This is a genomic window from Enterobacter sp. UPMP701 (genome assembly GCF_053709515.1).
Map to the genome: position 1 here is coordinate 356023 of NZ_JBSKJN010000002.1, position 12890 is coordinate 368912.

Genomic DNA, 12890 nt, shown 5'->3' on the forward strand with positions numbered 1-12890 from the left:
GGAGCGCGTATGGGTCTGTTTAATCGTCTAAAAACATCGTTTCGCGCCCTCTTTCCTCGCCGTTACGCCTGGCCCGGTCTGGATATCTCGCTCCCCGGCGGGCAGCACCTGCACCTGGTCGGCAGCATCCATATGGGCACCCAGGACATGTCTCCCCTGCCACCCGGCCTGATAAAACGGCTGAAGCATGCCGACGCGCTGGTTGTTGAGGCGGATATTTCGGGTCATGAGTCGCCGTTTGCCGGGCTCGAGAGCGATCTCACGCTGGCGGAACGTCTGGATGAAACCCAGCTTGCGGAACTGACGCGCGTCGCGGATGAAACCGGCGTGTCGCTCTCCATGATTGACACTCTGCCGCTCTGGCAAATCGCGATGGTATTGCAGGCCACGCAGGCTCAGCGTCTGGGCCTGCGCGGTGACTACGGCATTGATTACCAGCTGCTGAACGTGGCGCGGGCACGCCGTATGCCCATCATCGAGCTGGAAGGAACGGACAGCCAGATTGCGCTCCTGCGCCAGCTTCCTGACGACGGTCTGATGCTGCTGGATGATACCCTGACCCACTGGCACACTAACGCGCGTCTGCTGCAGACCATGATTGGCTGGTGGCTGGATGCGCCGCCCGCGGACGGTAAGCTGGCCTTACCGTCGACGTTCAGTGAATCGCTGTACGATGTGCTGATGAATGCGCGCAATAAAACCTGGCGGCAGACGCTGCATGCGTTGCCTGCGGGGCATTACGTGGTGGCGGTTGGGGCGTTACATTTATACGGCGAAGGGAATTTGCCGTCGCTGCTGAAATAAAAAAATGGCCAATATCTCTATTGGCCCGTCAAAGAGGAATTTCATCGTTTTTATTATACCGAAGTGACCTTCGGCTGAGCCGATTGTCGCTCAAAGTGACCATCACTGCCAACACTATTGCGCAAGATGGTGCTATTTTTTAGACAAACGTCAGGCGTATGCTGTTGGCATGATTTGTCTGTCGTAAGAAGGATAGCTATGACTCCCGCCGTTAAATTACTCGAAAAAAACAACATTTCTTTCCGGATCCACACCTACGATCACGATCCGAATGAAACCAACTTTGGTGATGAAGTGGTGCGCAAACTGGGTCTGAACGCGGACCAGGTCTACAAAACGCTGTTGGTCGCGGTGAACGGCGATATGAAGCACCTCGCCGTGGCGGTAACGCCCGTTGCCGGACAGCTCGATCTCAAAAAAGTGGCGAAGGCGCTGGGGGCGAAAAAGGTGGATATGGCGGACCCGATGGTTGCACAACGCACCACGGGCTACCTGGTCGGCGGGATCAGCCCGCTCGGACAGAAAAAACGTCTGCCGACGCTGATCGATGCGCCTTCGCAGGCGTTTGAGACGATCTATATTTCGGGCGGCAAACGCGGGCTGGATATTGAACTGGCCGCGGGCGATCTGGCGAAAATGCTGGACGCGAAGTTTGCGGATATTGCGCGCCGGGATTGAGAAAATTGCCCGGTGGCAGCTGCGAGGTAAAAGCAAAACGGTAACAGGCGTTACCGTTTTTTGTGTTCGCGCCCTCTCCCACGGGGAGAGGGTTGGGGTGAGGGCATCAGGCCGCACACCACTACTGCCAGCTCACCTCACCTTTCGGCTCGTAGGCATTCACGTCAATCGGCGAATTCTGCTCGATGAACTGCTTCAGCACTTCCGCATCGATAAAGCCGGTATTTACGTAGCCCGGTTTATTATCGATATGCGGATAGCCGTCGCCGCCGGTGGCGTTAAAGCTTAATGTCGCCAGACGGTAGGTTTTCGCCGGGTCAACCGGTTCGCCTTTGATTTTCAAATCGTTGAGCTTACCGTCCTTCGCCACAAAGCTGACGTTAGCGAACTGTGGATAGGCACCCGAGTCCGGCTTCATCTGCGCCACGGCCGTCAGATAGTCAATCACCTCTTTCCCGCTCATGTCCGCATAGACCACCAGGTTACCGAACGGCTGCACCTTCAGCACGTCTTTATAGGTGATATTCCCGCCTTCGATGGAGTCACGAATACCGCCACCGCTCATGACGCCAAAGTCAGCGCCAGTGCGCGCCATCTGCGCGGCCAGCACCAGGTGGCCCATGTTGGTCTGCACGAAGCGGACTTTACTGCGGTCCCCTTCCAGGCGGCCGTTCAGCGTGCCGATCTTCACGTCCAGCTGCGCCTTGCCTTTGTTCTGGAACGGCGTCAGCAGGGAGAGCATCTGCTGGTTTTCGGCGATCTCTGGGGTATAAAGTACGCGCTCACTTTTCCCGTCCGGGTAGGTCACTTTCTTCTTCAGGTTGACCGGAATGAGCTGATAATGCACCAGCTTCATCTCGCCGTTGCGGAACTCAAAGTCCGCCCGCCCCACGTATTTACCCCACTCGTGCGCCTGCACAATCCAGATCCCGTTCTGACGGTCCGGCGCGCACGGTGTGCCCGGCACGTAGTCCACCTGCTTTTTGTTCTCCGACGCCATGCACACCGGATCCTGTGAGTGACCACCCACAATCATTGCCAGCGAACCTGCCGGCAGGCTGCGCGCCATCTCCACGTCGCCCGGCGCATTGGAGCCGTGCTCGCCGTTATCGTAGTGTCCCATGTGGGTAGCGGCGATAATCACGTCCGGCTTTTCGTTCTGCTGCAGCTCCTGAATTACCAGCTTCGCTTCGTCTGCCGGTTTGCGGAATTCGATATCGGTGAAGAACTCAGGGTTGCCAATTTTCGCCGTATCGTCGGTGGTTAAACCGATGACCGCGATCTTCAGATCCTGACGCTTAAACAGCGCCCACGGCTTAAACAGACGTTCGCCGGTACTTTTCTGATAAATATTGGCAGAGAGGAACGGGAATTTGGACCACTTCTCCTGCTGGCGCAGCACGCTCAGCGGGTTATCAAACTCGTGGTTGCCGACGGCCATCGCGTCGTAACCGATTAGATTCATGCCGCGGAAATCGGGTTCAGCGTCCTGTAAATCGGATTCCGGTACGCCGGTATTAATATCTCCACCGGACAGCAGCAGCACGCTGCCGCCCTGGGCCGCCACCTCTTTGCGAATGCCGTCCACCAGCGTTTTTTGCGCCGACAGGCCATATTCGCCGTATTCGCTGCGCCAGAAATGACCGTGGTGATCGTTGGTATGCAGGATGGTGATTTTATAGGTTTTATCTTTTTCATACGCCTGCGCGGGCAGGCTTACCAGACCCCATGCGGCAATAAGCGCCAGCGCGACGCCCCGCTTCATTAACTTCATCTTCTCTCTCCCTGACCAATAGACAAAGGCAAAAATTACAGTGACTAACAAGAATAGACAAATAAGTTTTCAGAATTGCGACTTTCTTCAAATGTCACGGACGGGTATGTTAGTCGGATAATAATTACTCCCTGCATCTCTAATAACAAATCGACGTGGTATTTATGGCAATCAGTGAATCAACCCAGCCCGTCCAGGGCGCTCCGGCGTCGCCGCCGAAATCGCGCACTTCCTTTAAAGTTTTAGGCGCAATCAGTCTCTCGCACCTGCTCAACGACATGATCCAGTCGTTGATTCTGGCAATTTATCCGCTGCTGCAGTCCGAATTTTCGTTAACCTTTGTACAGATCGGGATGATTACCCTGACCTTCCAGCTGGCCTCTTCGCTGCTGCAGCCGGTGGTGGGCTACTGGACGGATAAATATCCGATGCCGTGGTCGCTGCCGATAGGCATGTGCTTTACCTTAAGCGGGCTGGTGCTGCTGGCCATGGCAGGCAGTTTTGAAGCGGTTCTGCTCGCCGCCGCGCTGGTGGGGACCGGCTCGTCCGTCTTCCATCCGGAGTCCTCGCGCGTGGCGCGTATGGCCTCCGGTGGCCGTCACGGGCTGGCGCAGTCACTCTTCCAGGTGGGTGGTAACTTCGGTAGCTCCCTCGGCCCGTTGCTGGCGGCGGTGATTATCGCCCCGTACGGCAAAGGCAACGTAGCGTGGTTTGTGCTGGCTGCCCTGCTGGCGATTGTTGTACTGGCACAGATCAGCCGCTGGTACGCCGCTCAGCATCGCGTAAACAAGGGCAAACCTGTAGCGAAGGTTAACAATCCCCTCCCGCGTAATAAGGTTATTCTGGCCGTATCGGTACTGCTGGTGCTGATTTTCTCGAAATACTTCTATATGGCGAGTATCAGCAGCTATTACACCTTTTATCTGATGCAAAAATTCGGATTATCGGTACAAAACGCGCAGTTCCACCTGTTTGCCTTCCTCTTCGCGGTGGCTGCAGGAACGGTAATTGGCGGGCCCGTTGGCGATAAAATCGGGCGTAAATACGTGATTTGGGGCTCTATCCTCGGCGTAGCGCCGTTTACTCTTATTTTGCCCTACGCCAGTCTGGAATGGACCGGGATTTTGACCGTGATAATTGGTTTTATCCTCGCATCCGCGTTTTCCGCCATCCTGGTCTATGCTCAGGAACTGCTGCCCGGACGTATCGGTATGGTTTCCGGGCTCTTTTTCGGCTTCGCCTTTGGTATGGGTGGCCTTGGGGCAGCGGTGTTAGGGATGGTTGCGGATCATACCAGCATCTTCCTGGTCTATAAAATCTGCGCTTTCCTGCCACTTCTGGGGATGTTGACCATATTCCTGCCTGATAACCGCCATAAAGCCTGATATACGTGCCGCCAAAGTTTTACTTTGGCGGCGCATCCCCCTGATGCCATAAGGCTCTCCTCCCCCTCGTCCCTGTGAATGTAGCAAAATGCGCTTTTTTGAGTACTTATTGCCGTTTTATTCAAACTTCAACAATTATTCATAAACATAATCACGAAAATTGTCATAAACTGTTACTCGGTTTTTGGTTTTCGCCAAAAAGGAACACCCACAACGAAAGGAGACGGAATGCACCACGCCACACCGCTTATCACCACCATTGTTGGTGGACTTGTGCTCGCTTTTATCCTCGGCATGATTGCCAATAAACTGCGTATTTCTCCTCTTGTCGGCTATTTACTGGCGGGTGTGCTGGCGGGTCCGTTTACGCCTGGCTTCGTAGCGGATACCAAACTGGCACCGGAACTGGCGGAACTGGGCGTGATTCTGCTGATGTTTGGCGTCGGTCTGCATTTTTCCCTGAAGGATTTGATGGCGGTAAAGTCGATCGCCATACCCGGAGCGATCGCCCAGATAGGGGTGGCGACGCTGCTGGGGATGGCGCTTTCGGCACTCCTTGACTGGTCATTAATGACCGGTATCGTCTTTGGGCTGTGCCTCTCCACCGCCAGTACCGTGGTGCTGCTGCGCGCGCTTGAAGAGAGACAGCTGATAGACAGCCAGCGCGGGCAGATCGCGATAGGCTGGCTGATTGTGGAAGATCTGGTGATGGTGCTGACGCTGGTGCTGCTGCCCGCCGTCGCCGGGATGATGGAAAAAGACAATATCGGCTTCGCCTCGCTGGCGCTCGATATGAGTATCACCATCGGTAAGGTTGTAGCGTTCATCGCCATCATGATGCTGGTGGGCCGCCGTCTGGTGCCGTGGATCATGTCACGCAGCGCGGCAACCGGTTCCCGCGAGCTGTTTACGCTCTCCGTCCTTGCGCTGGCGCTGGGCATTGCCTTTGGCGCCGTCGAGCTGTTTGACGTCTCCTTTGCGCTGGGCGCGTTCTTCGCCGGGATGGTGCTGAACGAGTCCGAGCTGAGCCACCGTGCCGCGCACGATACCCTGCCGCTGCGCGACGCCTTCGCCGTGCTGTTCTTCGTCTCCGTCGGGATGCTGTTCGACCCGCTGATCCTTATTCAGCAGCCGCTGGCCGTGCTGGGTACGCTGGCAATCATCATCTTTGGTAAGTCCGTTGCTGCCTTCTTCCTGGTACGGATGTTCGGCCATTCGCCGCGCACGGCGCTGACCATCGCCGCCAGCCTGGCGCAGATTGGCGAGTTCGCCTTTATTCTGGCCGGTCTGGGGATGGCCCTGAACCTGCTGCCGCAGGCGGGGCAAAACCTGGTGCTGGCGGGGGCGATTCTGTCGATTATGTTGAACCCGGTCTTGTTTGCCCTGCTGGAAAAATACCTCGAGAAGACCGAAACCCTCGAAGAGCAAACGCTGGAAGAGGTAACGGAAGAAGAGAAGCAGATCCCGGTGGATATCTGCAATCACGCCCTGCTGGTGGGCTTTGGCCGCGTCGGCAGCCTGCTCGGTGAAAAGTTGATGGCGCAGGGGATCCCGCTGGTGGTGATAGAAACGTCGCGCACCCGCGTCGACGAACTGCGCGAGCGCGGCATTCGTGCAGTGTTGGGCAATGCGGCGAACGAAGAGATCATGGAGCTGGCGCATCTCGACTGCGCCCGTTGGCTGCTGCTGACTATTCCAAACGGTTATGAAGCGGGTGAGATTGTGGCCTCCGCGCGTGAGAAGTGCCCCGGTATTGAGATCATTGCCCGAGCGCACTATGACGACGAGGTGGACTACATCACCGAGCGCGGCGCGAATCAGGTGGTGATGGGCGAGCGTGAGATTGCGAACACCATGCTGACGCTGCTGACGAAGCCGCCGGCTGAAGAGGCTGTTACGGGGTAATTTGGTGCGGCCGCCTCCCCCCTCACCCCGGCCCTCTCCCCAAAGGGGCGAGGGAGAAAAGACGGTTCCGTGCTATCCCCTCTCCCCTATGGGGAGAGGATCAGGGTGAGGGGTTTTCTTTTACCTGTCCCAATACGCCTCTTCGAGGCTGTCTTCCCGTTCCGGCAGACCGCGGGTTAAGCGCGGTGAATGCTGGTTCAGCACCTGGTAGCTCACGCGGTTCGCATACTTACACACCTGCGCCAGCGACGAATAGGTCAGCCAGCTGAACTTGTGCTTGCTGGAGTTCGGCACGTTGGTTTTGTGGTAGGCGTTCGCGGTAATGTCGTGCAGCAGCGCCGCCAGCGCGCCGTCGCCCGCGCCGTTGGTGTTCATGATCTTCTCTGGCCCGCCCATGTACGGCGCGATGTGAGAGTAGATACGCAGCGGGTTGGCGCAGTCTTTATAACGCATGCCGCGGCTAAACTCGTACTGGTTAAACTCGGCAATCGCGCCCGGCAGTAGCGGGTGCTGAGTTTTGCGTTTGCTCTCTTCTTCCGTAAAACCTGCCATATAGAGCCCAACCGGGCCGGCGGTGCAGAGCACCAGGTCCACCCAGTCCAGCGCTTTATCAGATGCCAGCAGCGGATCGCTCTCGCCGGTCAGCGCTTCGGCCTCTTCTTCGTTCATCGCCAGAATCGAGACGTGCTCTTTCAGGAACGCCTGCCACCACTCCGGGTTATCGGCAATCACGAATTTAGTGCCCAGAGTTAACACCACCGGCACATCGTACTTTTTGGCGTACTCAATCGCCTTCATGGTCGCGTCCGGCATCGGCTCGCCCGGCTTGCAGCGCACCAGGTAGGAGGTCAGCACCAGCGCTGAGGCACCCGCAATCACCTCTTCAGGAATGCTTTCCGCGCGCAGTTTATTCATGTGGCCCGGGCTGATGGCAAACGTACGTTCGCCGGATTCGCCGATCAGCGTAAAGCAGCGGCCAATCGGCCCGTCAACGCCCTGAAGATAGTTCAGGTCGGTACGGCTGGAGGTATTGCACAGGTAACGGTAGGCGTAGCCACCGATTTCGATATTACTGCACATAACGCCGAGCAGCACCGAACGGTCGTCTGCCAGCACCGAGTAGTTGTGCATGGTGTTGCCGATGGTGCCACCGGCGAACTGATGGGTAATCAGGTTTTCGCGCACCAGTTCCTGGTACAGCGCTTCGGCGACGTCGTCTTCAATCACCAGCGAGTGTCCGGCGCTCAGACCGTAACGGGCGACAAACGCATCATCCACTTTCGCTTCAATGTCCACCAGCGTCTGGTCGATACCCACGACCCAGGCCGCGCTGGTTTCATTTTCAGGCTGGATTTGCTGCAGGAGCGGATCGCGAGCATCAACGGGAAAGTAGTGTTTGGATTTGCGTTTACCGGGAAATTTCATGGTCTGAACTGTACGAAGAATATGGGCCGGGAATGGTAGCACAAACCCGGCCCGGAGTGCGATCAGCGGCTGTTCGTCACCAGCGAGACCATCATATCAATATGCTCAGGGGAGTCGTTAAGCGCCGGAATGTATTCGTACTTTTCGCCACCAGCCTCAAGGAAAAATTCCCGGTTTTGTACCGCGATCTCCTCCAGCGTTTCCAGACAGTCTGCCGAGAAGCCCGGCGACATCACCTGAATGTGCTTCACGCCCTTCTCGCCGAGCATTTTGAGGGTTTCATCGGTGTACGGCGTCAGCCACGGCTCGCGGCCAAAGCGCGACTGGAAGGTCATCATCACCTTCTCCGGCGGCAGGCCGAGGGCGGAAACCAGCTCGCGGGTGGTATCGCGGCAGCGCTGCGGGTAATCATCCCCTTCGTTGGCGAAGCGCTGCGGGATACCGTGATAGGAGAGCAGCAGCAGATCTGGCTCGCCGTGCTTCTCAAACGACGCGCGCGCGCTGCTGGCAAGCGCCTTGATGTACAGCTCGTTATCGGCGTAGTCGCGAATAAAGGTCACGCCCGGAATACGGCGGCGGGTCGCCAGAATGCGGGCCAGCTCGTCCCAGACGGCAGCGACCGTGGAGCAGGAGTACTGCGGGTAGAGCGCCAGCACGACGATGTGGTCCACGCCCTGCGCCAGCAGCGCATCGACGGCGCTTTCCAGCGAAGGTTTACCATAGCTCATACCAAGCGCGACGGGCATATCCGGCAGGCGGGCGGCCAGCGCTTTCTCCTGACGACGGCTGTAGACCATCAGCGGCGAGCCCTCCTCCATCCACACGGACTGATAGAGTTTGGCGACGCGCGGAGAACGAATCGGCAGAATGACGCCACGCAGCAGCGGCCACCACAGCAGTCTTGGGGTATCCACGACGCGCGTGTCGCTTAAAAATTGTCGCAGGTAGCGTTTGACCGCCGCTGGAGTAGGTGCTTCTGGAGTGCCCAGATTGGCAAGCAGGATGCCGGTTTTCGCCTGACTCATTCACGCCTCTTAACCATTTGATAGGCTGTCAATTGTAGCGGAAATGCGTTTAAACGAAACCCATTGCTGTAATAGGTAAGATGAGAATTTTTCTCACCCGGGGCTCCGGGTGAGAGAGGTGTGCTTAGCCGAGGATTTTTTCCAGCTCTGCACGTACGTCAGCCACGGCTTTGGTGCCGTCAACTTTCGCGTATTTGGTGTTACCCGCCTGCGCTTCTTTGGTGTAGTAGCCGATCAGCGGTGCGGTCATCTGATGGTATTCCACCAGGCGTTTACGCACGGTCTCTTCCTGATCGTCTTTACGGGTGGTCAGCTCTTCGCCGGTCACGTCGTCTTTGCCTTCAACCTTAGGTGGGTTGAATTTGATGTGGTAAACGCGGCCAGAGGCAGCGTGCACGCGACGGCCAACGATACGGTCAACGATCAGCTCGTCCGGTACGTCGAACTCCAGCACGTAATCCACGTTGATGCCCGCTTCTTTCATGGCGTCAGCCTGAGGAATGGTGCGCGGGAAGCCGTCCAGCAGGAAACCGTTACGGCAGTCTTCCTGCGCAATGCGCTCTTTGACCAGAGCAATAACCAGCTCGTCGGTTACCAGCTTGCCCGCATCCATGATGTCTTTCGCTTGTTTACCCAGCTCGGAGCCAGATTTAACAGCGGCGCGCAGCATGTCACCGGTGGAGATTTGCGGAATACCGTATTTCTCCATGATGAACTGAGCCTGAGTTCCTTTACCCGCGCCCGGAGCGCCAAGCAGAATAATACGCATTGCGAAAATCCCCTCAAAAGTCGTTTCAATTTTTCAAAAGCGCTAAACAATACCACCAGAACGGGCATCGCTCAAGGAAGGCGGGAAGGCTGAAACGGTTAATGGGGGGAGATAATTTGGGATAGTGCGGTTGATTCCCCTCACCCTAACCCTCTCCCCAAAGGGGAGAGGGCAGGGTGAGGGGCTGGTGTTTAATTACGCCAGCAGCAGCGCATTCACACGTTTAATGAACAGGTTAGGATCTTCCAGCGTGCCGCGCTCGGCCAGCAGGGACTGATCCAGCAGCAGTTCAACCCACTCGGCAAAGCGGGCGTCGTCCTGGGTATCCGCCGCGCGTTTCACCAGCGGATGATCCGGATTAAGCTCAAAGATATATTTCACTTCCGGCATCGCCTGGCCCGCCGCCGCGAACAGTTTCGCCATCTGGGTGCTCATTTCGTCCGCATCGGTGGTGACAATGGCTGGCGTGTCGGTCAGACGGTGCGTGAAGCGCACCTCTTTCACGCGGTCGCCCAGCAGGGTTTTCACGCGCTCAACGAACGGCTCCAGCGCCTTCTCGGCTTCTTTGGCACTTTCGTCCACTTCATCCGCCAGCTTATCAATAGACTCGTCGGCTTTGGCGACGGACTGGAACGCCTTACCGTCGAACTCGGTCAGGTAGTTCATCATCCACTCGTCGATGCGGTCAGACAGCAACAGCACTTCGATGCCTTTCTTACGCAGCAGCTCCAGGTGCGGGCTGCTTTTCGCCGCCGCGTAGCTGTCGGCGGTGATGTAGTAGATCTTCTCCTGCCCTTCTTTCATGCGGGAGACGTACTCTTCCAGCGACACGGTCTGCGCGGAGGAGTCGGTATGTGTGGAGGCGAAGCGCAGCAGTTTGGCGATCGTTTCAACGTTCGCAGTGTCTTCCGCCGGGCCTTCTTTCAGCACCAGGCCGAACTGTTTCCAGAAGGTCTGGTATTTTTCCGCATCGTCTTTCGCCAGTTTTTCCAGCATCTGCAACGCACGTTTGGTCAGGGCGTTGCGCAGGTTACGGGTGACGGTGCTGTCCTGAAGAATTTCACGGGAGACGTTCAGCGGCAGATCGTTGGAATCTATCAGACCGCGCACAAAGCGCAGGTAGTTCGGCATGAACTGCTCGGCGTCGTCCATAATGAACACGCGCTGCACGTACAGCTTCAGGCCGTGCTTGTGATCGCGGTTCCACATGTCCCACGGCGCCTGCGCCGGAATGTACAGCAGGCTGGTATACTCCTGCTTACCTTCCACACGGTTGTGGCTCCAGGTCAGCGGGTCGGTAAAGTCGTGGGCGATGTGCTTGTAGAACTCGTTGTATTCGTCGTCTTTGATTTCAGCCTTGTTGCGCGTCCACAGCGCCTGCGCCTTGTTGATTTTCTCCCAGGAAACCACGGTTTCGCCGTCTTTCTCTTCCTGTTTTTCAATCTCAACCGGCAGGGCGATGTGGTCGGAATATTTGCTGATGATGGAGCGCACGCGCCAGTCGTTCAGGAAATCGTCTTCCCCTTCACGCAGGTGCAGGGTGATTTCGGTGCCGCGATCCGCCTTTGTGATGTCATCAACGGTGTATTCGCCTTCCCCTTTGGATTCCCACAGTACGCCGTTCTCAGCGCTGTCGCCTGCCGCGCGGGTGCGCACGGTGACTTTGTCCGCCACGATGAACGCCGAGTAGAAGCCCACGCCGAACTGGCCGATCAGCTGGCTGTCTTTCGCCTGGTCAGAGCCCATGGACTCAAGGAACGCTTTGGTGCCGGATTTAGCGATGGTGCCGAGGTGGTCGATCACCTCGTCGCGGTTCATCCCGATGCCGTTATCGGCGATGGTCAGGGTGCGGTTCTCTTTGTTGAACGAGACGCGCACGCGCAGCTCGCCGTCGCCTTCGTACAGGTCCGGGTTGGACAGCGCGCGGAAGCGCAGCTTGTCCGCCGCATCGGAGGCGTTGGAAATCAGCTCACGCAGGAAAATTTCTTTGTTGGAATACAGGGAATGGATCATCAGGTGCAGAAGCTGTTTTACTTCTGACTGGAAACCACGGGTTTCTTGTCCTTTCATCTAAGTCGACCTCAACAATGCCATTTAATGGGGTTGTAAAACGTTGAGTGAGAGATGGGGATAAGGGGGGAAATTTTCAAGCGGAGGCCGCGCGCGCAGCCTCCGTTTGGTCAGAAAATAATCTTGTGACGTCCGGCCAGAGAGTGTGACAGCGTGGTGCCGTCCACCATTTCCAGCTCGCCGCCCACCGGCACGCCGTGGGCGATGCGGCTGGCGTCAACGCCGTACTGCGAGCACAGTTCAGCGATATAGTTGGCGGTTGCCTCCCCTTCCACCGTCGGGTTGGTGGCGAGGATCACCTCTTTGATGGTTTCGGACTCAAGACGCTGTTCAAGGCGGTCAAGACCGATATCATCCGGGCCAATGCCGTCGAGCGGGGAGAGATGCCCCATCAGCACGAAGTAGCGGCCGGAAAACTGCCCGGTTTGTTCGATGGCGTAGATGTCCGCCGGACTCTCCACCACGCAAATCTGACCGTTTTCCTGACGACGCGGGTTCGTACAGATGTTACATACGTCCTGCTCGGTAAAGGTGCGGCAATCCGCACAGTGACCAATTTCTGACATGGCGCGGGTTAAAGCCTGCGCCAGGCGCATCCCGCCGCTGCGGTCGCGCTGCAATAGCGTAAACGCCATACGCTGCGCCGACTTCGGGCCAACGCCCGGCAGGCAGCGCAGTGCTTCCATTAACTGCGTGAGCAGCGGACTGGTTTGCATCAGAATGGCATCTTGAAGCCCGGCGGCAGCTGCATACCGCTGGAAACAGAAGCCATTTTCTCTTTCTGGGTTTCGTCGATACGGCGTGCGGCATCGTTAAACGCGGCTGCAACCAGATCTTCCAGCATCTCTTTGTCGTCTTCGAGCAGGCTCGGGTCGATTTCAACGCGACGGCAGTTATGCGCACCGTTGATGGTCACTTTGACCAGACCGGCACCGGACTCACCCGTGACTTCCAGCTGAGCGATCTCTTCCTGCATCTTCTGCATTTTTTCCTGCATCTGCTGAGCCTGCTTCATCAGGCCACCCAGACCGCCTTTTCCACCAAACATAGGCTTC

At 57.2% G+C, this 12890-nt stretch carries 11 protein-coding genes; 4 read left to right on the forward strand and 7 right to left on the reverse strand.

Annotation, left to right across the window (positions count from 1 at the left end; translation table 11 throughout):
• Positions 1 to 9 precede the first annotated feature (9 nt).
• A complete protein-coding gene (locus ACWKXT_RS07220) occupies positions 10 to 804 on the forward strand; it encodes a TraB/GumN family protein (RefSeq protein ID WP_454532072.1) in 795 nt (264 codons plus the stop codon).
• Positions 805 to 1002: 198 nt separating this feature from the next.
• Positions 1003 to 1482 (forward strand): Cys-tRNA(Pro)/Cys-tRNA(Cys) deacylase YbaK, encoded by a 480-nt coding sequence (gene ybaK, locus ACWKXT_RS07225; RefSeq protein ID WP_119915209.1) that lies wholly within the window; start codon positions 1003 to 1005, stop codon positions 1480 to 1482.
• Positions 1483 to 1603: 121 nt separating this feature from the next.
• Here the strand turns inward: ybaK and ushA are convergent, their stop codons facing one another.
• Positions 1604 to 3256 (reverse strand): bifunctional UDP-sugar hydrolase/5'-nucleotidase UshA, encoded by a 1653-nt coding sequence (gene ushA / locus ACWKXT_RS07230; protein WP_454532073.1) that lies wholly within the window; start codon positions 3254 to 3256, stop codon positions 1604 to 1606.
• A 164-nt stretch (positions 3257 to 3420) separates the two neighbouring features.
• On the opposite strand from ushA, the gene ACWKXT_RS07235 reads away from it, so the two are divergent.
• Positions 3421 to 4641, forward strand: a complete 1221-nt coding sequence (locus tag ACWKXT_RS07235) for an MFS transporter (protein ID WP_454532074.1) — start codon at positions 3421 to 3423, stop codon at positions 4639 to 4641.
• Between the two features lie 228 nt (positions 4642 to 4869).
• Complete coding sequence (gene ybaL / locus ACWKXT_RS07240; protein ID WP_454532075.1) at positions 4870 to 6546, forward strand: YbaL family putative K(+) efflux transporter; 1677 nt, start codon at positions 4870 to 4872, stop codon at positions 6544 to 6546.
• Between the two features lie 120 nt (positions 6547 to 6666).
• Here the strand turns inward: ybaL and ACWKXT_RS07245 are convergent, their stop codons facing one another.
• The 6 genes from ACWKXT_RS07245 to ACWKXT_RS07270 form a co-directional block, all read right to left on the reverse strand.
• Entirely contained in the window at positions 6667 to 7971 is a 1305-nt protein-coding gene (locus ACWKXT_RS07245; protein ID WP_454528004.1) for an inosine/guanosine kinase, read from the reverse strand.
• A gap of 62 nt (positions 7972 to 8033) precedes the next feature.
• On the reverse strand, positions 8034 to 8996 hold the full coding sequence (hemH, locus tag ACWKXT_RS07250) for a ferrochelatase (protein WP_454528005.1): 963 nt from the start codon (positions 8994 to 8996) through the stop codon (positions 8034 to 8036).
• Positions 8997 to 9120: 124 nt separating this feature from the next.
• Entirely contained in the window at positions 9121 to 9765 is a 645-nt protein-coding gene (gene adk, locus ACWKXT_RS07255; protein WP_006809841.1) for an adenylate kinase, read from the reverse strand.
• Positions 9766 to 9960: 195 nt separating this feature from the next.
• Positions 9961 to 11835 carry a molecular chaperone HtpG gene (gene htpG, locus ACWKXT_RS07260; protein WP_454528006.1) on the reverse strand — a complete coding sequence of 625 codons (1875 nt, stop codon included), beginning with the start codon at positions 11833 to 11835 and terminating at the stop codon, positions 9961 to 9963.
• 110 nt (positions 11836 to 11945) lie between these two features.
• Complete coding sequence (recR, locus tag ACWKXT_RS07265) at positions 11946 to 12551, reverse strand: recombination mediator RecR (protein WP_008499298.1); 606 nt, start codon at positions 12549 to 12551, stop codon at positions 11946 to 11948.
• The gene (locus tag ACWKXT_RS07270) at positions 12551 to 12883 is read right to left on the reverse strand and encodes a YbaB/EbfC family nucleoid-associated protein (RefSeq protein WP_003858972.1); all 333 of its coding nucleotides are present in this window, start codon (positions 12881 to 12883) and stop codon (positions 12551 to 12553) included. The genes recR and ACWKXT_RS07270 overlap by 1 nt, the downstream gene beginning before the upstream one ends.
• Positions 12884 to 12890: the final 7 nt, after the last annotated feature.